This window comes from Streptomyces sp. NPDC048600 (assembly GCF_055587025.1).
Genome location: NZ_JBVJGZ010000001.1, coordinates 291,672 through 304,752 on the forward strand (window position 1 = coordinate 291,672; position 13,081 = coordinate 304,752).

The 13,081-nt window shown below is 72.4% G+C and carries 10 protein-coding genes; 3 read left to right on the forward strand and 7 right to left on the reverse strand.

Features of this window, described 5'->3' with window-relative positions; genetic code table 11:
• Positions 1-84 precede the first annotated feature (84 nt).
• Positions 85-2,883 carry a helix-turn-helix transcriptional regulator gene (locus tag ACZ6SQ_RS01230; RefSeq protein WP_469555291.1) on the forward strand — a complete coding sequence of 933 codons (2,799 nt, stop codon included), beginning with the start codon at positions 85-87 and terminating at the stop codon, positions 2,881-2,883.
• 45 nt (positions 2,884-2,928) lie between these two features.
• Here the strand turns inward: ACZ6SQ_RS01230 and ACZ6SQ_RS01235 are convergent, their stop codons facing one another.
• The 5 genes from ACZ6SQ_RS01235 to ACZ6SQ_RS01255 all read right to left on the reverse strand — a co-directional run bounded on the left by ACZ6SQ_RS01235 (position 2,929) and on the right by ACZ6SQ_RS01255 (position 7,302).
• The gene (locus ACZ6SQ_RS01235; RefSeq protein WP_469555293.1) at positions 2,929-3,693 is read right to left on the reverse strand and encodes a thioesterase II family protein; all 765 of its coding nucleotides are present in this window, start codon (positions 3,691-3,693) and stop codon (positions 2,929-2,931) included.
• Between the two features lie 24 nt (positions 3,694-3,717).
• Entirely contained in the window at positions 3,718-3,969 is a 252-nt protein-coding gene (locus tag ACZ6SQ_RS01240) for an acyl carrier protein (RefSeq protein WP_469555295.1), read from the reverse strand.
• A gap of 370 nt (positions 3,970-4,339) precedes the next feature.
• Positions 4,340-5,551, reverse strand: coding sequence for an MAB_1171c family putative transporter (locus ACZ6SQ_RS01245; protein WP_469555298.1), 1,212 nt, complete (start codon positions 5,549-5,551; stop codon positions 4,340-4,342).
• A 52-nt stretch (positions 5,552-5,603) separates the two neighbouring features.
• Complete coding sequence (locus tag ACZ6SQ_RS01250; RefSeq protein ID WP_469555300.1) at positions 5,604-6,152, reverse strand: hypothetical protein; 549 nt, start codon at positions 6,150-6,152, stop codon at positions 5,604-5,606.
• A 409-nt stretch (positions 6,153-6,561) separates the two neighbouring features.
• On the reverse strand, positions 6,562-7,302 hold the full coding sequence (locus ACZ6SQ_RS01255) for a hypothetical protein (RefSeq protein WP_469555302.1): 741 nt from the start codon (positions 7,300-7,302) through the stop codon (positions 6,562-6,564).
• Between the two features lie 364 nt (positions 7,303-7,666).
• Between ACZ6SQ_RS01255 and ACZ6SQ_RS01260 the strand changes: the two genes are divergently transcribed.
• Both ACZ6SQ_RS01260 and ACZ6SQ_RS01265 read left to right on the forward strand, forming a co-directional pair.
• Positions 7,667-8,194, forward strand: a complete 528-nt coding sequence (locus ACZ6SQ_RS01260; RefSeq protein WP_469555304.1) for an ATP-binding protein — start codon at positions 7,667-7,669, stop codon at positions 8,192-8,194.
• Complete coding sequence (locus ACZ6SQ_RS01265) at positions 8,191-8,913, forward strand: response regulator transcription factor (RefSeq protein ID WP_469555306.1); 723 nt, start codon at positions 8,191-8,193, stop codon at positions 8,911-8,913. The genes ACZ6SQ_RS01260 and ACZ6SQ_RS01265 overlap by 4 nt, the downstream gene beginning before the upstream one ends.
• Before the next feature lie 126 nt (positions 8,914-9,039).
• Here ACZ6SQ_RS01265 and ACZ6SQ_RS01270 read toward each other — a convergent pair whose 3' ends face one another.
• Both ACZ6SQ_RS01270 and ACZ6SQ_RS01275 read right to left on the reverse strand, forming a co-directional pair.
• A complete protein-coding gene (locus ACZ6SQ_RS01270) occupies positions 9,040-11,937 on the reverse strand; it encodes an AfsR/SARP family transcriptional regulator (RefSeq protein WP_469555309.1) in 2,898 nt (965 codons plus the stop codon).
• Positions 11,938-12,309: 372 nt separating this feature from the next.
• Positions 12,310-12,969, reverse strand: coding sequence for an MSMEG_1061 family FMN-dependent PPOX-type flavoprotein (locus ACZ6SQ_RS01275; protein WP_469555311.1), 660 nt, complete (start codon positions 12,967-12,969; stop codon positions 12,310-12,312).
• Between the last annotated feature and the right edge of the window lie 112 nt (positions 12,970-13,081).

A 13,081-nucleotide genomic window follows, 5' to 3' on the forward strand; every position in this document is an offset into this window, starting at 1 on the left:
GCCGCTCGACGGTCGCATGGGCCGCGGGCGGCTTCCCAGAAGTCATGGCGCACCGCGCCGTTCTGAGTGGGGGTCACACACCAGATGCCACCGGACCAGGCCAATTGCTGGCGCACAGCGGCTCGTGACAAGGAGCTGGACGCCATTCACCACGCCCTGAAACACGACCGCGGCGCACTGGTGGTGGGCGCCGCCGGGGTGGGCAAGAGCACCGTGCTGACCACCGCACTGCGCCACGCCGCCGACGAGGGCAGGACCGTCCTCTCGGTCGGCGGCGCCGGCTTCGACGGCGGAACCCCGGCACGCGGCTTCGGTTCGCTCGACGAGTGCCTGGACCTCGTGGAGCCGGCCACCCGGGACGACGCTCGCGCCCCTCGCCCGCTCGTGGGCATCGACGACGCCCACCTGGCCGACGCGGCGGCAGGCGACCGGCTGCACCGGCTGGTGGCGGCCCGGCGGATCGGCGTGCTGGCCGTCACGCGCCAGGGCGCGCCCGCACCGGCCGGCATCGACAAACTCTGGGTGGACAGACTCGTCGACCGCGTCGAGGTCGCGCCGTTCGACTCCATCGCGCTCGGCACCGTCCTGCGAGCGCGTCTCGGTGGCCACGTCGGCACCCCCACCGTGGAGCAGTTGTGGGACACGACCCATGGGAACGCTCTGATGCTGACGGAACTGGTCGAGCACGAGCTGGAGGAGGGTGCCCTGCGCCGCGTCGGCGGAACCTGGACCTGGCAGGGCCTGAGCGGGAATCCGGGAGGGCGTCTGTCGGAGGTCGTACGCGTCGGACTGCGCGACCTCGACCCCGAGGAGCAGGAACTCGTCCACATGCTCGCGGTGGCCGGAAGGCTGGACATGGAGACCGTCTCGGACTTCGGTCTGGCCAGGGCGGCCGAGTCGCTGGACCTGCGCGGCCTCGTACGTGTCGAGCGCGCACGGGCCGGGCTCGGTCTGCGACTCGCGTCGCCACTCAGCCAGGCGGTGCTCGTCTCGGCCATGTCGGATCTCACCGCCCGGCGACTGCGCCGCCAGATCGCCGACGCGCTCGAACGGTCGGGTGCCGGAGGGGATGACGATCTGCTGCGCGTGGTGTCACTGCGGCTGGAGGCCGATGCCGTACCCGCCCACGAGCAGCTGTTCTCGGCCGCCGCTGTAGCGCTGCGTCGGCGGGAGTTCGCCCTGGCCGCACGGATGTGCCTGGCAGCACTGCGGGACTCGCAGTCGGGCACGGTCGTCCGCGCGCGGCCACCCGACTCGGCCGGACTTGTCGCGATCGTGCGCGACGCCCTGACACGGGCGGCAGCGCAGGGACGGATCGCCGGTCCGGTCAGGGCGGCACTCCTGCTGGGCCGGGCGCTGGCAGGCGCAGGAGAGGCCGAGGACGCCGAGAACGTGCTGGCCGCGGGCCTCGGCGCGGGGGCAAGGGTGCCACGCGCCGAGTACGACGCCGCCGTGCACGCCCGCGTGATCAACATGGCCTGCGGTCTGCGGCGTGTCGCCGAAGCGGACGCGGTCCTCACCCATGCCGTCGCCGCCGTCGGCCCGGACGACAGCGGCGTCCTGGACGCCTGCCGGGCGGAGCTCGCGGTGCTCGCCGACCGGCTCCCCGAGGCGGTCGCCATCGGGGAGGCCGCCCTGGGCACAGAACCCCCGTCTCACGCCGTCGTCCCGATGCTCGTGACCACGGTGGCGTTCGCCCGCGCCGAACTGGGCGACCCGGCCGGAGCCCTGGCCCTGGTCCGACGCCACCAGGCCGTCTCGGCGCACCGGGAACCCGGCCCCCGGCCGATGACCGACGCCGTCTCCGCACACTGCGCCTACCTGCTCGGTGACCTCATGGGCGCCGCCGACACGTCGGCCGGCCCGCACGCGGACACCCGTGACAGGGTTGTGCCGACGCAGGACATGATCGCCCGTGCCAGGGTGCTGCGGCTGTCGGGTCGGCCGGAGGAGGCGGTGACGCTGCTGCGGCGGGTGGTCGCGGCGCCGACACCGCCGGAGTTCCCCGCCTGGCAGACGACCCCGCTGGCCCAACTGGCCGGGGCGCTGGCCGAGTCCGGCCGCACCGCCGAGGCGATCCGTGCCCTCGTCGAGGTCCGCGCGACAGCCGACGGGCTCCCGCCCTTCGCCGACGACGAGATCGCCTGCGAAGGCGCCCTCGTCCGGGCCCACGCCGGCGACCACGCCCTGGCCGTCGCCCGGGCCCTGCACGTGGCCGAACGCGCCGGGGCCGCCGGCCGGGCCGTGCGCGCGCTGATCGCCCTGCATCTCGCCGCCCGCGTCACGGCCGGCGCCGCCCCGCGCCGGGCGAACCCGGACCTGCTGCGCGCGGCCCGGCGGTGCGGCGGCCTCCTGGAACTGATCGGCGGCCACGTACGCGCTCTGGCCGACGGCGATCCGGCCGCCCTGCTCACGGTGTCCGAACGGTTCCGCGCCATGGGCGCGCTGCCGCTCGCCGCCGAGGCCGCGGCGCAGGCGGCCCGTGTCTTCAAGTCCTCGGGGCAGCACCGCAAGGGGCGTGCGGCCACGGCCGCCTGTGCGGAACTGCGCGCGCTCGGCGCCGCACTGCCGCCGTGGCTGGCCCCGCACCGCCCCGGACAGCAAGACCTGGACCCGCTCACGCCGCGGGAGCGTGAGGTCGCCGCGCTCGCCGCGACCGGCCTGGCGAACCGGGACATCGCCGGTCGGCTGGTCGTCTCCGTACGCACGGTGGAGAACCATCTGCACCGCGTCTACCACAAGCTCGGCATCACCGCCCGCAGCCACCTCCTGAGCGGTCTGCAGCGAGCCGCCGGGCCGTCCGAGGGCGCCCCGGCCGCCGGGCAGAACCTCGCGGAACCCGAACGCGGCCTGGCGCGCCACGACATAGCCTTGCCGCTGTAGCTCGCCCCGATGGCCGACGGGGGGCGGCGCTCCGCGGGGCCCGGTTCACCGCGGCGGGCGCAGCAGTTGCGTGATGGCCCTCGTCACGGTGCTCCGGTGGTCGAGGACAGCGAGGTGGCCACCCTCCAGCATGTGCAACACACAAGTGTGCGCGGTGAGTTGCTCCCATGCGGCCGCCTCTTCGAAGGTGACCAGTGGGTCGTCCGTCGCGCCGAAGACGGTGACCGGCACGGGCAGCCGGGGCTCGGGCCGGTACCGGTAGGTCTCATGCAGCCGCAGGTCGGCCCGTACGGTCGTCAGCACCTGACCCGTGACATGCCGGTCCGACAACAGCTGGACCGGGGTGCCGCCCAGCGCGGACAGCAGGGCGGTGAGGCGCACGTCGGGCAGCTCGCTCATCGGGGCGAAACGTGGTTCCAGGTGGGGTGCGGGACGGCCGGCGACGAACAGAGAGGTCTGCGCCGGGAGCCCGCCCGACCGGCGCAGCGCGCGCACGAGTTCGAAGGCCACCGCCGCGCCGGGGCCGTGCCCGTAGACACCCAGCGGGCCGGTGTGCAGCGGCGCACGCAAGAGCACACGGCCGAGCGACTCCACGAGGTCGTCGACGCCGGACGGGGCCGGCTCACGGTAGCGGGGCCCGCGCCCGGGCAGCCGTACGGGGCACACCTGTATGCCGGGCAGGAGCCGTGGCCACCCCGCGAACGCGGTGGGACCGCCGCCCAGGTGCGGCAGACACAGGAGCCGGGCGCGGTCCCCGGCGGCGGTCCAGCCCGGGAACCATTGCTCCACCTCCTCGGTCCCCGTGGTCACCCGCCGCTCCCCCGTGGGGCGCGCTCACGTCCGTGTCGCCTGAGCCGCGACACGGTCGACGAGCGCGCACATCGCGTCGATCGTTCTGAAGTTGTCCAGACGGAGTTCGGAGTCCGGGATGCGCAGTTCGAACGCCGTCTCCAGGAAGCGGATCAGTTCCACGGCGAACACCGGATCGACGCCCCCCGTCAGGACAGGCTGATCGTCGCCGATCACGACACGTGGAACGCGGGAGCCGACGTGGGCACGGATCCGGTCGCGGACCGGGTCACTCATCGCCGTACTCCCCTCGCGTCCCGGGCTCCTGGCCCGTGCCGTGTCCGATGAGGAGGCATGTCCATCGCGAGCTTCGCCGCCGCAGGACGCGGGACACGCCACGGGCCAGGAGGTGTCCCATGCCCGCGGTCGACCCGCGAGAGGTGTTCGGCGGCCCGGCCGGGGAAGGGGGACGCACCCCGACGGGTTCCACAGCACACACCGGTCCGGGGGCGCGAGTCGAGTGCGTACCGCCCAGTTCGCACTCCAACCTCCGTCATCGCGCCCTCGGGGGACGGCTTCGACACTAGGCACAGCCTCGCGGCGGCGCCCCGGCCGAAAGACCAGCGTCGGCCCCGCCGGGCGGCCGGGGCCGCGGTTCGGTGCCCGGTCAGCCACGACGTCGCCCGGGTATGTGCTCGGCCGACAGCGGGTGGCGGTCGGCACGGGCCACCCGTATCCACCAGCGCAGTTCGGAGTCGACACCGCCGCTGCCGTCGACCGCCTCGGAGTCCGGGGCCGTGTGGACGACGGGGTGGGGTGATCCGTCGCCGTCCCCCCGTCCCCGGGTCGCCGCCCGCAGCTGAGCGGCTTCGACCAGGGCCTCGACGACGGCGTCGGGCAGACCCCGCTCCCGTGCCGCGCGTTCCGTGGACTCCCGCACACCGGGGTCGTAGAACAGGCTCAGTACCGCCCATCGGTCGTTCAGTTCGATGACCATGCGCCGCACCCGGTGGTGCGGGTCGAACCGCTTGCCGGGGGCGACCAGGACATGGCCCTGCGAGCCGGCCAGCAGGCGGCGGTGCAGGGGACGCAGGAGCACGAACGCCCGCCACCGGTTCAGCCACACCCGCAGCAGGACGAGCCGTGGCGCGGCGACCGGGACGAGGAGGGCACCGCAGAGCAGTACCCCGACCAGGGGCAGCAGCACCGAAGCGCCCAGGTTGTACAGCCGGCCGGAGACGCCGAGGCCGAACCAGGCGGGGACGGTGCACCCGAGCCCGGTCAGCGCCCACAGGGACAGGGTGAACGTCTCGCAGGCGTAGAGGATCAGGCCGATCCGCAGCCAGGTGAAGCGGGCGAACTTCGCGCCCCTGGCCCACGAGACCATCCAGTGGCTCAGCCTCAGGCTGCCTGCCGCGAGGGCCGAGAAGTACACGGTGGACAGGGCCGCGACGGACGGCTGGTGACCATAGGCGACCGGGAAGTCGTCGGGTCGCTCGACGGGCACGTCCGACGCCGCGAACAGCAGCACGACGGCGAGAATCACGGCACCCCACCCGAAGGCCAGGCGACGCAGCCGCCGCCGCACCTCTCCGAGGGGGAACCTCCAGGCCAGGGCCAGGATCTGGGCGGACCCCACGGAGCTGAGCGCGAAGGCATAGGCACCGAGCCTGGATATGTTGGGCACGCCCGAGGCCTCACCCGCCCACTCGGAGAACGACGGGACGTCGCAGACGAACGCCAGGGCGACGAAGCCGACACAGGTCCACATGGCACGGGCGAGGAACGTCCGGCTGCCGCGCAACCACCACACCTCGAAGAGCAGCAGCCCCGCGCCGAGCAGCGCCGTGCCGATGGACGCCTTCTCCTGAGGAGACACAGGACTCCCTTCCGCGCAGCGCCTGCGCGCCCTGGCACATGGACGGTGAAGGTCAGTCGGCCCGGCGTCTGCGTTCCATCAGCCCGAGGTCCTCCGCCGCCCGCAGCACGTGCGGGGAGTCACCCGGCAGGCCCGGGCCGTGCGCGGTACGCCGCTCGGTCAGCCGTTCTATCAGCAGATCGGCCAGCTCCTCGGCGCCCGCCTCCTCCACGGCCGAGTGGATGGTGCGCCGGGCGATGACCCTGGCCATGTTCCGCGGCAGGCTGGGGGCGAACTGACGGACGGTGTCCTCACCGCCCACGTCGACGGGCTCGTGCCCGAGCAGGATGTGCGCGAACTCGTGGAGCAGGATGCCCAGTCGGTGGTACCAGGAGCGCGTCTTCACGCAGAACACGAGATACGTTCCGTCCGCGCGCCGCGCCGTCGCCCCGGTGAGCGGGGTTCCACGGCCGGTGAAGAACCGCACTTCGACGGAGGCCCCCAGGACTTCGCTCATGGTCTGGCCCAGCTTCTGGCACATGGCGCGGTAGCCGGTGTCCTGCGGAACGTCCATGCCGTCGACCACACGGTCGCACAGCCGCTCCATCTCCCGCCGGTCCAACCGCGCATGCCCCCTGACGGATCATCACCACACCTGCTCACGACACGCAACGCGCCGAAGCTACTACGGATCAGCCGCAGCGGAACGGGGCACTCACCTGCCGCCGGTCGCCGTCGCGACGCGCGGGACCGGTCGCGATCGGCGTCCGGGCGCAGCGCCAACGCCTCTGAGATCCGGCCGGCTGCCGACGATTCCCCGACGTCGTCCCAGCTCAGGAGGGTGTCGGCGGGCGCATCGCGCCATCGGAACAGTGCTCGGGGTTCACCGCTCCGCCCGGGGCCGCCCCGGTCCGGTCAAGGGCAGGACCGGTACATTCACGGTCCATTCACCGAACGGTGCTCCGGTCGCCGCACATCGCCAAGTCCCACCACACGAGTAGGCGCCTCCTCATCGCGGGCGGCGCCTCGGGTCACTTCTGTTTCCGGGCCGGGAACACCCAGGCGGGGTCACCGGTGTGCACCGCCTGGACGAAGGCGTCGACCGCCTGCCGGCGCACCTCGGGACTCCAGTGCGGAGCCTCCTCGGCCATACGCGTCACGAACTCGATCACGCCCGAGTCGCGCAGGGCGACGTAGTCGTCGAGTTCCGCGTCGATCGTCTCCGCCAGCCGGTCGTCGAGGAAGTAGGCGGCCTGAGGGCCCTGCTCGTCGGAGAGCCCGAAGTGGTCCGCCAGGCCCAGCAGGTGCTTCAGCCGGGGATTGGGCAGCCGGTCGGCAGGCGGATTGACCAGTTCTCGCAGATAACTGGCGGAGATGGAGCCGTAGTCCTGCTTGTCGGCGAAGGCACGGGACACCTCTTCCGGCGTGTACGGTCCACGCCCCGCGGGATGCACGACCGCGAAGAGCTGTCTGAGCTTGCGCGGGAAGGAGTCACGCGGCCGCTCGTCGCCGAGACGCTCGCGTCGGCCTCCGACGAACACCGCCGGGGCCACGTCCAGTGCGGCCGCCAGGTCCTGGACGGTCTGCAGGGTGGGGTTGTCGCGCTGCCCCGTGCGCAGATGGGAGACGTATCCGTCGGTGATGCTGCCGCCCTGCGCGTTGACCCGCTGGGCGATCTCTGTGTTCGACAGGCGGCCACCGCGGTGCGGTGGACGGCGGCAGAGCTCGTCGAGGATCTCCGCGAACGTCGGCAACGTCCCGGTCTCCGGCATCCCTCGCCACCCCCTCCAGCCCTTGAATACCGTTCAGGATACCCACGTCCGAACGGCGTGAGCCTCGCGAGCGTAGCCATCGGGGAACGCCACCACAATGCGCCGACCGCAAGTGCGGCTCGACATGCGGGCACCTCGAACCTCTTCATACTGACAACGCGCCGAGTCGCTCAGATTCCCCACAACAGTTGCCGTGATCGAGCAGTCACGGTACGTTCTGCACCGCGACAGACCGTACTGCTATGGGGGATGCAAGCCGATCGGCGCCACATCGGTATGAGGTGTGGTGCTCGACGAGACGGTGATGGTCGTCGCCGTCTCACTCCACCAACCAATCCCAGGGAAAACGATGACCGTGACGCACATGGACCGCGTTTCGTCCGAGGCCGCGCGACACGAAACGGCAGCGCCCACCACCGGATCGCCTCCCGTCGCCGCAGCCTCCTTCCACAGAGCACCCGACGACCGCCTCCCCGCGCGGGCACGCCACCTGGTGGCCACGTCACTGCGCGCACTGGACCGGACCGACGCGCTCGACGACGCCCTGCTCGTGGCGAGCGAGCTGGTCACGAACGCGATCCGGCACGCCCCGCGAGGGCCCGTCAGCCTCGAACTGTTCGTGCAGGAGGCCTCCTTCGCACTGGAGGTCACCGACCACTCCCCCGAGCCCCCTGTGCTCCGCCCCACCGGCGCCACCGGCATCACCGGCATCACCGAAGGAGGCCGCGGCCTGCGGCTCGTGGCCGCTCTCGCCCAGAACTGGGGCTACCGCCGCAACACCGACGGCACGAAGACCGTCTGGTGCCGGTTCGCCTGCAGCGCACGACCACCCGTCGCTCCACCCGACTCCCCGAGGCCCACGCCGGGACACCACGAGGAGGCAGGCTCATGACCGCGCTCCACCGCAGCTCGCCCCTCACACCCTCGGTACGACTCGCACCGGCGCGGCGTCAGGACGACCATGAAGTCCGCATCCCGGTGGCCCTGTGCCTCCCGCGTACCCTCGCCACCCAGCGCGTCCGAGACAGGCTGAGCGCGTTACGGGACGTGGAAGTCGTCCTGGACGAACCCCAACACTCCGCATTGACACGTGAACTGACGGCATGGCAACGGCCGATCGTCCTGCTCGTCCCTCCGGTCGCGCACCCCGCCGAGGCGGTGCGGGAGGTCTCGGCACCGGGATGCCGCACGGTCGTGCTCGTGGCGGACCGTGCCCCTCGGCCGGCGTTCGAGATGATCGCGGCGGGCGCGCGGGGAGTGCTGGACCTCCACCACGCGGGCGACGAGTTGACCGCCGCGATCCATGCGGTGGCCGGCGGACACGGGTACGTGTCCCCGTCGGTCACCGGACGGATGATGGACCTGCTCGCCGGCGGCTCCGCCACATCGGCGATGGCGCGAAACGGTGCGGAGGCCCAACTCACCCGCCGCGAGCGGGAGGTGCTCCGGCTGCTGGCCGAGGGCCGGTCCAACGCGGAGATCGCCCAGCTGATGTCGGTCACCACCAGCACCGTCAAGTACCACGTGTCCAATGTCCTCGCCAAGCTCGGACTGCGCAGGCGCGGCGAGGCCATCGCCTACGCCCTGGGGCTGCCGGTCATGGTCGCCTGACACCGCGGGTCGGCCCGCTCCGCCGGGGGCGTGGTCCAGGGCAGGCGTCCCTGCTCTGGACCACGCCGGACGGAGCCCGGCCGACGCCCACCCGCTTCCCTTGGCGCCCCGCCGACGGGTCCTGCCTCAGTCGGCCAGCTCGCCGGCCCGCCGACGGCACTCGGCCGCGGCCTCCAGCAGACCGGCCTGGTCATGGGTCACCGCAAGCGACTCCAGCGCACTGCGCTGCCCCTCGGTGTCCCCCATCTCGCTTCTGAGCCGCAACGCCTCCAGGCCGGTGTCCGTGGCCTCCTTCAGGTCACCGAAATCCCGCAGTGCCACCGACAGGTCGAAGCACGCCCATGCCTCCCGGTAGAGGTTGCCCTGTTCCCGCGCCAGCCGAGCGCTCTCCCTCTGGCGCCCTACAGCGCCGGACAGATCGCCTTCCGCACTCAGCACCAGACCGAGGATGTTCAGCGGGACGCTGGCCAGCAGCGGAGAGCCCGTACGCCGGCAGAGCGCGATGCTCTGGTTGGCGAAGGCCCGGGCCTCGCGCAGTGCACCCTGACGCAGGTTCAGCAGCGCGAGGTTGTCCAGCGTGATCCCGATGCTGAGGGTGTCCTCGGCCGCCCGCTGGGTGGCCAACGCCTCCTCCAGCCAGGCGGCCGACTCCTCGAACTTGCCCTGGGCGATCCCGTCGATGGCCAGGTTGTTCAACGCCCTGCTGGCGCCCAGCGAGTCGCCCGCGGCCCGGAACAGACCTACGGCGAGGCGCAGCTGCCGCTCCCCCTCCACGAGGCTACTGCGGGTACTGGCCAGCGTGCCCAGCTCCAGCCGGGCCAGCGCCGCCGCCCGGGGCCGCTTCTCCTCCCCGCCCTCCTGTTCCACGACACGCAGAGTAGCTCGGGCCAGCGCCTCCCAGTCGTCCCAGTGACCGCTGCGGTGCAGGAACGACCGGATCGTCGTGGTCAGTTCGGCGAGACGCTCGGCCCCCAGCACACCCAGCCGTGCCGCGCGACAGACCACCGCCACCAGCGTCGTCCGTTCCTCCCGCAGCAGACCGAGCGCGTTCGGTGGCGCGGCCGACTCGGTGACGGCGCCGGCACGCCCCGGCCGCAGGATCGCGTCGGCGTGCCGCACCAACTCCTCGTAGGCGGCGACGACACGCAGCAGGGCCAGCGAGGCCTCCTGCGCCTCGTCGGCTCCGAGTTGTCCGAAGGCGAAGTCCCGCAGCAGGTCGTGGTAGCGATGACGGCCGGGAGCCGTGCCGGGCCGCAGCAGGTGCAGCTCCCTCAGCTCGTTCAGTGACCGGGCCGCCCGGTCCTCCGTCGTCCCGAGCGCCGCCGCCGCCGCGAACGCGCCGAACTCCGCGGCCCCCAGGGCGGACAGAGTACGGAAGCAGCGGGCGTCCGCCGCACCGCCCGCTCCCGCCCTCAGCCGCTCGTACACCACACGGAACCCGGCGGTCACCGACGTACAGCCGGCCGTCAACTCCGCGAGGCGGGGCCCGCGACGGGTCAACCGGCCCGCCAGCAACGGAAGTTCACCGGCTCCATGGTCGGCGACTCGGGCTCCCAGCAGCCGCAGCGCCAGAGGATGCCCGGCGCAGGCGCGCACGACCGCCTCCGCGGCCATCGGCTCCGCGTCCACACCAGCCTCACCCGCCACACGCCGGAACAGCTCGCGCGACCTCAGGTCGTCCAGCTCCTCCAGCAGGACGGAGGCCCTGCCCGGCAGGTCGCTGAGCCGTGCTCGGCTGGTGACCAGCACGGCCGACTGGGAGGAACCGGGCATCAGGTGCCGGATCTGCGCGGCGTCGAAGGCGTCGTCCAGCAGCACGAGCACGGAGCGCTCCGCCGACAGGGTCCGGAAGCGTGCCGCTCTGCGCTCCAGTCCGTCGGGAACACCGCGCGCCGGGACCCCCAGATCCTCGAGGAACCGGCCCAGCACCTCGGCGGGATCCGTCGGCAGGTCCGCTCCGCCGCCGAGTTCGGCATAGAGCTGACCGTCCGGGAAGCGCTCCTTCACCAGGTGCGCCGCATGAACCGCCAGCGTCGTCTTGCCCACTCCGGGCGCACCGGTGACCACCACGCAGGGCCCCGGCGAGGTCGGTGTCCAGCGCGGCTCCAGCAGCGCCGTCAAGCCGTTGAGCTCGGGCTCCCGTCCGATGAAGTCCGGGATGTCCCGCGGAAGTTCGGCAGGCACCTCCACGGCTCCGGCCGGACGCGACCGGCTGAGGTCCGGGTCCGACCACAGCATGCGGCTGTGCGTCCGGGTCAGTTCCGGGCCCGGTTCGAGTCCGAGGTCGCGCACCAGGACCTTGCGCGCGTCACGGAACGTGGCCAGCGCCTCGGGTACCCGCCCGCTGCGGTACAGGGCGAGCATCAGCAATGTCCTCAGCCGCTCGTGGTGCGGAAAGTCGCGAACCAGCTCCCCCAGGATCTGAGCGGCCTCCGCCTGCTCGTCCAGCTCCAGCAGCACCTCGGCATGCTCGACGGCCGCGGCCAGCCGCAGCTCCCCCAGTCTGCCGCGCTCGGCCTGCGCGTAGTCCCCGGGTATGCCGGCCAGAGCGTCGCCGCCCTGCCACTGCGCCAGAGCGTGCTCGTAGGCCGCCCGGCTGCTCGGAATCCGCCGCCCGCGCCGTGCCCGCCGTGCCTCGGCGAGCGCGTCCTCGAACCGCCACAGGTCCAGTTCGTCCCGCTCGAGTCGCACCCCGTACGCCGTACCGCTGCTGATCAGGAGCCGCGGTGCCGTACGCCGGATCCGGTCGGGTTCCAGCACCCGGCGCAGCCGGGCCGCGTAGGTGGCCACCAGACCGTCCACCGCGTGCGGCGGATCCACACCCCACAGCGCGTCGACCAGCTCCGCCCGGCCGACCAGCTCCCCGCCCTGCAGCAACAGCACGGCCAGCAACGCGAGCTGCTTGGGCGCCCGGATCGGCAGCGCCTCGCCCTCGCGCACCACCCGCACCGGCCCCAGCACCTCGTACGCGATCCCTCCGGGAGTCCGCGACCGAGGCCTGTCCGACGAGTTCGGTCGCCCCATGCGTTCCTCCCCTGGCGGTCTGCCACCGCCGCCCACTTTGCTGCCGTTCGCACGGCAAGGTACGACGACGACCACAGGGTGCGGCCGCCTGTGTCCGGCCTGTGGAACGAATGGACCGCGAATGTACTCACGCGGGCGCAGCCACCTTGCCTGACAACGGGGTCCGTCCATGGACGCAGATGCTTCCCACCTGCTGCCCGCTGAACGCCGTCCGCTGTCCGGAGCCGAGCACCCGCCCGGCGCCGATGCGGTACCAGCGGTCCCGGTAGTCCCGGCCCCTGACAGCCGACCGCATCATCGGGCCCGAACACGCCTGGTCGTCGTCCGAGGGCCGGGCGGAGGCCGGCCCGTCAGCGGCCGCCGGGCAGCCGTCTACTCGTACCTGTACCTCAGCGAATCCGCCTCCGCCTGCTCGATGTCGGCGATCGTCAACTCCGGCATCCGCAGCTGGGCCAGCGTCACCTCGGCCGAGGACGGCTGAGCATCCGCGGGCAGCCACTGCTCCGGCTTCCACGCCCCGCTGCGCAGGAGCGACTTGGGACAGTGCGGGTAGACCTCCTCGATACCGATCACCAGCGCACTGGCGGGCGGCTTGCCCACGGCGGTCAGCTGGGACAGCAACTCCGGGCGGGTGGAGACGCAGGCCCGGCCGTTCACCCTCAGCGTCGTGGTGCGCCCCGGGATGACGAACAGCAGCCCGGCTCGTCCGGTGGCGATGACGTTCTGCAGGGTGTCCAGACGCTTGTTGCCGGTCGCGTCCGGTATCGCCACCGTCCGTGAGTCCAGGACGGCGACGAACCCGGCGGGACCGCCGCGCGGGGAGACGTCACAGTTGCCCTCGGAGTCCGCGCTGGCGACGAAGACCAGCGATGAGCATCCGATCAACCGCCGGGTCTGGTCGGTGAGTTCGGTCATCTGCTTGCGCACAGCCGCGTCGCCGGGGAGCTCGTAGACCCGGCGCAGCGCCTCTTGATCGGTCACGGCGTCAAGACGGAGCAGATCGAAGGCACTGCCGGCATTGGTAGTCGTCATGCCCCCGACATTAGTGGGCGACTTACGATTGTTCTCGGTCTCCAGGTGCCGTGCGGCAAGTCCCCCACTGTGAACGACGCACCTTTCATCTGCGAGGCCACCCGCTTGATCA

Excerpts from the sequence above, each read along its gene's own strand:
- ACZ6SQ_RS01230 (WP_469555291.1), top strand. The coding sequence starts at position 85 with ATGCCACCGGACCAGGCCAATTGCTGGCGCACAGCGGCTCGTGACAAG.
- ACZ6SQ_RS01240 (WP_469555295.1), bottom strand. The coding sequence starts at position 3,969 with ATGAGTGACCCGGTCCGCGACCGGATCCGTGCCCACGTCGGCTCCCGC.
- ACZ6SQ_RS01255 (WP_469555302.1), bottom strand. The coding sequence starts at position 7,302 with ATGCCGGAGACCGGGACGTTGCCGACGTTCGCGGAGATCCTCGACGAG.
- ACZ6SQ_RS01260 (WP_469555304.1), top strand. The coding sequence starts at position 7,667 with ATGGACCGCGTTTCGTCCGAGGCCGCGCGACACGAAACGGCAGCGCCC.
- ACZ6SQ_RS01265 (WP_469555306.1), top strand. The coding sequence starts at position 8,191 with ATGACCGCGCTCCACCGCAGCTCGCCCCTCACACCCTCGGTACGACTC.
- ACZ6SQ_RS01270 (WP_469555309.1), bottom strand. The coding sequence starts at position 11,937 with ATGGGGCGACCGAACTCGTCGGACAGGCCTCGGTCGCGGACTCCCGGA.
- ACZ6SQ_RS01275 (WP_469555311.1), bottom strand. The coding sequence starts at position 12,969 with ATGACGACTACCAATGCCGGCAGTGCCTTCGATCTGCTCCGTCTTGAC.